Raw genomic sequence first — 9314 nt, 5'->3', positions numbered from 1 at the left:
GCTCGGCGAGTCCGCGTAACGTTACTTCCGCGCACATTGCCTGCAATAGCGAGCCGCCCAAACCAGGTCGCCTCGGATTGGGACATAAGGACGCGCGTTATAGAGCGACTACACCTCGGGCCGAGAACGCGCTCGCTCAAGATACAGAATAGCGCGACCGACGAAGACGCCTAAGACCCCACCAGCAATCTTTTGGAGTCCGTCAAGGATTCGAGCGTGGCGATCCGGCGCAAGCAGCTGCAGAAATTCAAGCGAGGCCGCGCTGCCAAGTACAAAGATTAGGACGGTAGGAATGCGTCGTGGATAAGCTAAGCAGAAGAGCGCCCCGGAAATCACAAACGCCGCAACATGTTCAACGGTCGAAGAGGTCAGCAAAGTTGGCCTGTCTCGAACAGGAGACAGGGTGGCGTAGGCAATAAAAGTCAAGGAAGCCCAAGCGGCGGTCCTAAGGAGGCGTTTTCGCGGCATTTCAGCCTTGTTCTCGGCGAACACGTTCTGGTGCTCCGGGCCCGCTCCGGCCGGGCCGGGCAAATCCAACGATCGAAGCGAAATCAGGACACGATAGCACATGACGGCACCGTCAGACCAAGGCCAGGCGCGTTACCTCCTTTTCGTCAGTTTGCAGCGCCGCCAAGCAGCCCGTTGCGTATCCACGAATAGCTGCACAGGCTGAACGGAAACCACCTGCTGGAGCGATGCGGCGGAGCGAAGCGTCGATGGCCTGACGAGAGGCCGCAAGGTCCCCCAGGACAGCTCGGCGAGGTCGATCGCCAAGAGCTATTGGCGATGCGGCGGAGCGAAGCGTCGATGGCCTGACGAGAGGCCGCAAGGTCCCCCAGGACAGCTCGGCGAGGTCGATCGCCAAGAGCTATTCGATGGCGGATCCCGGCGCGAGGTCTGCGAAGACCCGCGCCTGCTCAGTCCATGAATTTCGTCGGGAACCTTGAGCGGTTCACGTCTCCGATGATCGTCCACCCCTCTAATCAAAAAGGGGTAAGGAGGTGCTCCATGCGAGTTATAGGATTTGCTCACAGGCGGTGCGAATAATGACGCATCTGTAACAGGCCGCATCATCATGCGCCGGATCATTGCAAGCGGGTCGCACGGTTACCTGCCCATTCTGGGACGATCCGCGCCCCCGTGGATGACGGCGGCTGTGCTCGTGATCGCGTGCATGTCGGACACGCAGGCGTCCTCCGATCAAGCGCGACATCTGGGGGATGCACGATACGCGACGACTTCCGACAATATCGATTATCGCGGGATGGAAGGTCGCATTGAGTTTGCGGCGTTGCCGCTGCACCGCGAGGGTAATGACAAATCTATGCGGGTCGCGCAAGCAACGGCGATCGATAGTGGAGAAGTCCAGCAGTGTCCGGAAGTGGAGTTCCGCAGGCCGGAGCCACTGTTCGACGAACTCACCCTTGCACGACGCGATATCGAGCTGCTGCAGCGTCTCGAACAGGAGTACGACCGGGCCGAGCAGCTGGAACATGCGCTTGCAGCCGCGCGACGCGATGTCGAGACTCTGACGGCGCTCGCGACAAAGGCGAGCGGTGAAACCGCCGAGCCGAAGCAAGCCGCGGAAGGTGGCTCTGCGGAGTTGCGAAATTCCCTGCAACAGGAGCGGGATCAGGTCAGCCGGCTCGAGCAGGCGCTGGCGGCGGCGCGATACGACGTCGATTCGCAGACAGCGCTTGCGGCAAAGGCGAGCGACGAGGTCGCCCTGCTGAAGCAGGCCGCGGAAGGTAATTCCGTAGAATTGCAGAAATCGCTGCAACAGGAGCGAGATCGGGCCGGCCGGCTGGAGCAGGCGCTTGCAGCCGCGCAACGCGATGTTGAGACTCAGACGACGCTCGCGACGAAGGCGAGCGGTGAAACCGCCAAGCTGAAGCAAGCCGCGGAAGGTGGCTCTGCGGAGTTGCAAGATTCCCTGCAACAGGAGCGGGATCGGGTCAGCCGGCTCGAGCAGGCGCTGGCGGCGGCGCGATACGACGTCGATTCGCAGACAGCGCTTGCGGCAAAGGCGAGCGACGAGGTCGCCCTGCTGAAGCAGGCCGCGGAAGGTAACTCTGTAGAGTTGAAGAAATCGCTGCAGCAGGAGCGAGATCGGGCCGGCCGGCTGGAGCAGGCGCTTGCGGTCGCGCATCGGGATGTCGAGACTCAGACAGCACTCGCGACAAGGGCGGGTGACGAGGTCGCCCTGCTGAAGCGGGCAGCGGAAGGCGGTTTCGCGGTGTTGCAGAACTCCCTGCAACAGGAGCGGGATCGGACCGGCCAGCTGGAGCAAGCGCTTGCGGCTGCGCGACGCGAGATCGACGCGCGGACCGCGCTGGCGGCAAAGGCGAACGACGAGGTTGCCAGGCTGACGCAGGCAGCAAAAGCCGGCGCCGCGGAGCAGACACGATCGTTTCAGAAGGAGCACGAGAGGGCCGATGCGCTGGCGCAGGATCTCTCGATGGCACGCAGCAAGATCTACGCTTACGAAGCTCAAGCGGCCAAAGCCAATGAGGAAGCGGCACAGCACAAACAGGCGGAGGCGAGCGATACCGCCTCCTTGGGGCAATCGCAGCAACGGGAGCGCGAGCGGACCGAGCAGCTGGCCCGGGATCTCGCAAAAGCAAGCAGCGATCTCGACGCGCAGACCGAGCGAGCATCCAAGGCGAGTGAGGAAGTCCTACGGATCAAGCAGGCCGGAGAGCGAGACTCGGCCGAGCTGCGCAGCTTGTTGCTGCGTGAACGCGAACGGGCCGAGGGACTGGAACGGGATCTCGCATTGGCGCGTCAAGACAAGGGCGCGCTTTTGGCAAAAATTTCCCCCGCTGCGTCTCCGCTGGCTGCCGCTGGCAAGCCCGCGCGCGACGAGCCGCTGTCAGCGCCGGCACGGCCAATCCAAAGCCAGCGTGTCCAAGACAAGCCGGTCCAAGACCAGGCCATAGCGGCGCGCAGCCAGGGCGATGCACCGGTCAAACCTAACGACGGGGTGCAAGCGGCGAGATTGATCACGCGCGCAAGCGTACTGCTTGAACAGGGAAACATCGGCGCCGCGCGGATCGTGCTGGAGCGCGCCGTAGAGATGGGCAGCGCGCAAGCAAGTTTCGCGCTCGCGGAAACCTACGATCCGCTGATCCTTCCAAATTTTCGAACGTATGGAACGCAAGGCGATCTCACTAAAGCGCGAACTCTCTATGCGCGGGCCGAAGCTGGAGGAATCAAGGAGGCGAAGGCGCGATTCGAAGCGCTGCGTCGATAGCACAGTCTTGTGCGGCGACGTTCCAAGCCAGCAATGCGCCATCAAGGATCGAAGGCGCCGACACGGATGCAGCATGTGTAGAGGAGTTGGTCGATGAAAAGGCCTATCGGATTGCGTCGGCTGCTCCTGCTCGCGGCGTTCGTACCATTGCTCCTGCCCATTCAGCCCTGGGCAGCTGCGCGACCGCAGGACAATCGGCCTCACAAGGTTCGTCTGACACGGCCTGAGCCGCCGCAGCCGAGGCCTGAAGTGATTTCCATGAACGCCTGGACTGTCGGCCTGGCCGGAGGTCTTCTCGAGGGCGCGCCGATCCGTCTGGCAGCGGAGATCGCGCGCGTGGTCGACGATGGGGACAACCTGCATGTTCTGCCGGTCGTCACACGCGGGGCCACGGAGAACGTGAATTCCCTGCTCTATTTGCGCGGCATCGATGCGGCGATCATCAATTCCGACGCGCTCGAGGAATACAAGAGCCAGGTGCCGGACATCCAGCGACGAATTGCGTATATCCTGAATCTGTTCCCGTCCGAGCTACAGATATTCGTTCGACCCGAAATTCAGAGTTTGAACGACCTCGCCGGCAAGAAGGTCAACTTCAACAACCAGGGCACTGCTGCGGCCTATTCAGGGCCGCTGATCTTCAGCCGCCTCAATATCGAGGTGGAAAAAACGTTCATTCCGCACCAGGTGGCGCTCGAGCAGATGCGCAAAGGCGAAATGGCAGCCGTCGTCTTCATTACATCGAAGCCGGTGGATGCTTTCGTGCGGGGCCGATGGGAGCCAGGTTTCAAGTTCCTGCCTGTCCCGTACGAGAGCAAGTTCGAGGATTACTATCTTCCCGCCTCTCTCGACGCGACCGATTATCCCAACCTGATCAAGCAGGGCGAACGGATTTCGACGATCGCCGTGCCGACCGCTCTGGTCGCCTTCAATTGGCCGGCCAGTTCGAACCGCTCTGAGCGCGTCGCGCGCTTCATCGATCACCTGTTCTCCCGGGTCGACAGGTTGCAGGGGCCCGGTTTCGATCCGAAGTGGAAATCCATCAACCTCGCCGCGACGGTTCCGGGTCTCACGCGCGTCCCTGCGGCGCAAGCGTGGCTGGATCGCCAGCCCCGCGCAACACAAGCATCGCAATGAAACGCGCCGCTATCCTTCTTCTTGTTGCACTCGGGGGGACAGGCGGCATTGCGTTGGCCCAGGATCCCATGACGCAGCTCCGTTCCTGCCTTCAGAAGGACCACGCGGAGCGCCTGGCGTGCCTGAATAAATTGACGCGCACCATCGCGCCTCGGCAGCGCCTGACGCCCGAAGACGACTGGATCGTCAGCCAGACGACCTCGCCGATAGACTACTCACCGATCGCAACCGCTACGACATCGTCGCGCAGTGGGGCCGGCGAGCCCGTGATGCAGTTATCGATTCGCTGTCGCGGCGGCCGGACCGAGCTGGTCCTCGGGGGGCCCGACATCTCCCGCGGAGGCGGTGACGATACAATTTCCTATCGCGTCAATGATAATCCGGCGATGCAGGTCGCAGCGGCCGTGCCGGCATTCGGTCCTGGCGTCGCGTTCGGCGGGGATGTTGTTCGCCTGGTGCAGTCGCTTCCGGACAGCGGGGACTTTATTGTCCTGCTCTCATCGCGGGGCGGGGCTGCCCATGACGGAACGTTTGCCCTCGCCGGCCTGGACGCGGTGCGCGCGAAGATGGCCGCGGCGTGCAAATGGCCGCGCGCGATCGCGACACCAAATCATTGATGGTATGCAGATGATTTTCTTCGATGGAGGTGGATAATGATCAGGTTTCAACATATTGCCAAAACGGTCGCGATGGCAGCGATCGCCGTTCTGGTTTCCGCATCGTTTTCGGCGGCGGAACAGGGTGGAAAATACTGGACGCCGGCAGACGGGCAACCAGTCCCGCATAAGGCGAGCCATGCGAGGCAACACGTGGCGAAGCCGACGACGGCGACGCGGAAACAGTCCGCGTTTGCCCGCATGGAGGATTCGGCCGCATCGAAGAAACGGGAACATCATTTGATCCTGCAGGTGAATACCAACGACCCGGCAGCGATGAATCTCGCGCTCAACAACGCAACCAATGTGGCGCAATATTACAAGGACGCTGGCGAGAAGGTGAAGATCGAGGTCGTCACGTTCGGGCCCGGCCTGCACATGCTGCGTGAAGACACCTCGCCGGTAAAGGCGCGCATCGAGGAGATGGCCTTGAGCACGCCCGAGGTTTCGTTCAAGGCCTGCGGCAACACCCAGGAGAAAATGCGGAAGGCCGAGAACAAGGACGTACCGATTGTTCGGCAGGCGGAGGTCGTGAAGTCGGGCGTCGTGCGGGTGATGGAATTGCAGGAGATGGGCTGGACCTACGTCAAACCGTAAGCCGGCCATGTCAGGATCGGCCCAAACCAACCCCAGGTTTCCACCGGGGTCGCGCATTCAGGTCAAGCCCACAGCTGGCCCTCGCTTGGCTGGAAAGACCGGGAGGGTGATTGGCGTTGGATACTATCCGAAGAGTCTCCGTGTGGTTCTCGACGGATCGAAGGCTCCGATTACCCTGCATGCAGACTATGTGGTGGCGATTGATGCGTGAATCGACCATCCACGGTCGGATTGATGGACGGCGGCTCCGGTATGGGCAAGAAGATCACCGATTGTGATTCGATGTCTGTCGACGAGCTTTTGGCTCTTCATTTCGGTAGAACGTTCTGCGTTTTGTGATTACCGTCTCCGGGCCTTCGTGGGTATTGTTTTGCTGACCAGCCAGTGGTCGGATGCTCTGACCGTGAACCGTCATCCCTCCATCGTTCGCCAGGCGTGCGAACGATCTGTCGGGATCCCGTTCGTCAGACCAACTCTGTAGAGGATCCGAATGAAAGCCTTCCTGCTCGCCTGCGTGACGGCCGTCGTGATCGCGGCAGCCTCGGCTGCGGTACTTGGCACCATCCAGGAACCCGTCGCACAGGCCTTTTCGACAACAGGCGTGCGTCTCTAGGGAGCCGCAAAGGGCCGGTCTCCGCCCCTACTCCGCCGCGGAGGCTGCGTGGCGCGGCTTTGGTTGACTGCCGTTCGGCCCCGTGCGCGCCATTTCCTCGTCCAACCACTGGCTGTGGTGCTCGCGCGCCCAGTTGACGTCTACCTCGCCGGAGCCCATGGCCTCGAACGCTCCCTCCATGCCGATCGTACCGATGTAAATGTGCGCCAGCATCACGGCGATGAATAGAACCCCGACGATGGCATGAGCGATCTGAGCCGTCTGCATGCCCTCAATTCCCGTGACGTAGAACGGGAACATGAGGATGTAGCCGCTGGCGGCGACCAGTCCGCCGCCGATCACGACGATCCAGTAGATCGCCTTCTGGCCGGCATTGAAGCGATCGGCTGGCGGATGATCATGGCCAACGATGCCGCCTCCCCGTTTGACCCAATCAATATCCATCCTGTTCGGGATGTTGCCGGCGATCCACATCAGAAAGATCAGCACCACGCCGATCGTGAAGGGGAAGCTCAGGTAGTTGTGCGCGTATTTCGCCCACTGGGACCATTCGGAGAATGCTTCAAAACCGACGAGCGGGAGCAGCAGCGGCCGGCCGAAGGTTATGTTCAGGCCGGAAATCGCCAGAATGATGAAGCAGGTCGCCGTCATCCAGTGCACGAACCGCTCATAGATATTGAAGCGCACGATGGTGCGACCAGACCGACCGCCTTCGAGACGGACCATACCGCGCGCCAAATAGAAGATCACGAGCACCGCAATCATGCCGAGAATGGCAACGCCGCCGATCCAGCGCAGTGTGACGTTACGGAATTCGCGCCAGTCGCGCCCCGCCGGCTGCATGAGCACACCGGAACGCTGGTCGGGAATACTGACACGGCCTTGGATCCGGTCCATCTCCTGAAGCAACTGCCGCTCATTGACAGAGCTTGCCGTCGGGTTGATCTGCTGCGCGCCTGCCGGCATCGGCACCGCCATGAGCAACACGAGCAAAGCGCACGCGCCGACTATCAGACCAATGACTCTCGCAAATGAGCTCATAACTCCTCCCTGGTCGTGCGCGCCCTCACCGAAGCCGCAACTCAGGACCCGATCGTCTCGCGATAAGCCGTCTTCCAGCCCCATGCGCCTGAGCCGTAGCCCCGTTTCATGACGCGCTCCTTGTAGATTTGAGCAATGATCTCGCCGTCCCCGGCGAGCAGCGACTTGGTCGAGCACATCTCGGCGCAGAGCGGCAGCTTGCCCTCGGCAAGCCGGTTCGCGCCATATTTCTCGTATTCCTCCTTGCTGCCGTCGGCCTCCGGACCTCCGGCGCAATATGTGCATTTGTCCATCTTTCCGCGCGAGCCGAAATTGCCGATCTTCGGATATTGCGGCGCGCCGAACGGACAGGCGTAAAAGCAATAACCGCAACCGATGCAAAGATCCTTGGAGTGCAGCACCACGCCATCGGCGGTGGTGTAGAAGCAATTCACCGGGCACACGGCGGCGCAGGGTGCATCGGTGCAATGCATGCAAGCCATCGAAACCGAGCGCTCGCCAGGCTTGCCATCATTGATGGTGACGACGCGGCGCCGGTTGATGCCCCAGGGCACCTCGTGCTCGTTCTTGCAGGCTGTCACGCAGGCGTTGCACTCGATGCAACGGTCGGCGTCGCAGAGAAATTTCATACGTGCCATCGTCGTTGCTCCTTACGCCGCCGCGATCTGGCAGAGAGTAACCTTGGTCTCCTGCATGTTCGTCGCGGGATCGTATCCATAGGTGGTGATCGTGTTGGCGCTTTCGCCGAGCACGATCGGATCGGTGCCCTTGGGGTAGTTGCCGCGCAGATCCTTGCCTGCGAGCCAACCGCCGAAGTGGAAGGGCATCCAGGCCACGCCCTTGCCGACACGCTCGGTGACGAGCGCCTTCATCCTGGCCCGGGAACTATTCTCCGCGCCGGTGACCCAGACCCAGCCGCCGTCCCTGACGCCGCGCTCGCTCGCATCGGCGGGATTGATCTCGATGAACATGTCCTGCTGCAATTCGGCGAGCCAGGGATTGGTCCGCGTCTCCTCGCCGCCGCCTTCGTACTCGACCAACCGGCCGGACGAGAGGATGAGCGGAAACTGTTTGGCAATTCCCTTCTCCACCGCGGCCTTCTGCACGGAGAAGCCGATATTGGGCACTCGGAACTGCTTGGCATCGGGCAACGTCGGGTATTTGGCGACCAGATCGACGCGCGGCGTGTAGATCGGCTCGCGGTGAACTGGAATGGGATCTGGCAGGCCGAACGCATTCATGCGCGCCTTGCCGTTGCCGTAGGGAACGCAGCCATGCGCCAGCGCCACGCGCTGGATACCGCCCGAAAGATCGAGCGACCACGACACGGTGTCCGGAGTGGCCGGATTGATCTTGTTGATTGTCGCCATCTCGGCTTCCGTGAGCTCCGTGTCCCAGCCAAGCTTCTTCAGGACCGCCAGAGTGAATTCCGGATAACCGTCCTCGATCGCCGAACCCTTTGAGTACGAGCCGTCTGCGAGCAGGCTTACTTTCCGCGTCGTGCCGTCCGGCAGCTTCTCTTCGCGCTCGACGCCGAAACGCGGCCGGAACGTGCCGCCGCCATCCATCACGTGCAGGTTGGTGTTGTAGAGCAGCGGCGTGCCGGGATGCTTGACTTCGGGCGATCCCCAGCACGGCCAGGGCAGGCCGTAATAGTCACCGCCCACCTCGGGATCGTCCTTGGGCGCCCGCATCGTCAGCATGTCGAACTTCGCCTGGTTCTTCATATGCGCCTTGAGGCGCTCGGGCGATTGCCCGCAATAGCCGGTCGACCAGCTGCCGCGGTTCATCTCACGCAGCACATCCTCAGCCTCAGGCAGATTGTTTTCGAGCTTGATGTTCTTGAACATCTTGTCGGCGAAACCGAACTTCTTCGCCAGGAGATAGATGATCTCGAGATCGTCCTTCGACTCGAAAATCGGCTTCACGATTTGGTCGCCCCATTGCAGCGAGCGATTCGACGCAACCCGCGAACCCTTGCACTCGAATTGCGTGGCAACCGGGAGAATGTAAACTC

Annotated in this window: 9 protein-coding genes; 5 read left to right on the top strand and 4 right to left on the bottom strand. The window is 61.6% G+C overall.

Annotated elements, in window-relative coordinates; translation table 11 throughout:
• Positions 1–108 precede the first annotated feature (108 nt).
• Positions 109–468, bottom strand: a complete 360-nt coding sequence (locus ACXJMY_RS37295) for a VanZ family protein (RefSeq protein WP_456624343.1) — start codon at positions 466–468, stop codon at positions 109–111.
• 607 nt (positions 469–1075) lie between these two features.
• On the opposite strand from ACXJMY_RS37295, the gene ACXJMY_RS37290 reads away from it, so the two are divergent.
• The 5 genes from ACXJMY_RS37290 to ACXJMY_RS37270 all read left to right on the top strand — a co-directional run bounded on the left by ACXJMY_RS37290 (position 1076) and on the right by ACXJMY_RS37270 (position 6256).
• Complete coding sequence (locus ACXJMY_RS37290) at positions 1076–3253, top strand: hypothetical protein (protein WP_456624342.1); 2178 nt, start codon at positions 1076–1078, stop codon at positions 3251–3253.
• Between the two features lie 93 nt (positions 3254–3346).
• Positions 3347–4390: a TAXI family TRAP transporter solute-binding subunit gene (locus tag ACXJMY_RS37285; RefSeq protein ID WP_456624341.1), complete on the top strand. Its 1044-nt coding sequence runs from the start codon at positions 3347–3349 to the stop codon at positions 4388–4390.
• Complete coding sequence (locus ACXJMY_RS37280; protein WP_456624340.1) at positions 4387–5007, top strand: hypothetical protein; 621 nt, start codon at positions 4387–4389, stop codon at positions 5005–5007. The genes ACXJMY_RS37285 and ACXJMY_RS37280 overlap by 4 nt, the downstream gene beginning before the upstream one ends.
• Before the next feature lie 36 nt (positions 5008–5043).
• Positions 5044–5643: a DsrE family protein gene (locus tag ACXJMY_RS37275; RefSeq protein ID WP_456624339.1), complete on the top strand. Its 600-nt coding sequence runs from the start codon at positions 5044–5046 to the stop codon at positions 5641–5643.
• A gap of 490 nt (positions 5644–6133) precedes the next feature.
• Positions 6134–6256 (top strand): hypothetical protein, encoded by a 123-nt coding sequence (locus tag ACXJMY_RS37270; protein ID WP_456624338.1) that lies wholly within the window; start codon positions 6134–6136, stop codon positions 6254–6256.
• A gap of 27 nt (positions 6257–6283) precedes the next feature.
• On the opposite strand, the gene ACXJMY_RS37265 is transcribed toward ACXJMY_RS37270, so the two are convergent.
• From ACXJMY_RS37265 to ACXJMY_RS37255, 3 genes are all read right to left on the bottom strand, one after another.
• Positions 6284–7297: a formate dehydrogenase subunit gamma gene (locus ACXJMY_RS37265; RefSeq protein WP_456624337.1), complete on the bottom strand. Its 1014-nt coding sequence runs from the start codon at positions 7295–7297 to the stop codon at positions 6284–6286.
• Between the two features lie 41 nt (positions 7298–7338).
• Positions 7339–7935 carry a formate dehydrogenase FDH3 subunit beta gene (gene fdh3B, locus ACXJMY_RS37260; protein ID WP_456624336.1) on the bottom strand — a complete coding sequence of 199 codons (597 nt, stop codon included), beginning with the start codon at positions 7933–7935 and terminating at the stop codon, positions 7339–7341.
• A gap of 12 nt (positions 7936–7947) precedes the next feature.
• The coding region (locus ACXJMY_RS37255; protein WP_456624335.1) for a formate dehydrogenase subunit alpha at positions 7948–9314 on the bottom strand (1367 nt) is incomplete at its 5' end.

This window comes from Bradyrhizobium sp. P5_C12 (assembly GCF_054049735.1).
Note: the sequence above shows the minus strand (reverse complement) of the source record. Positions and strands in the feature narration are given on the sequence as shown.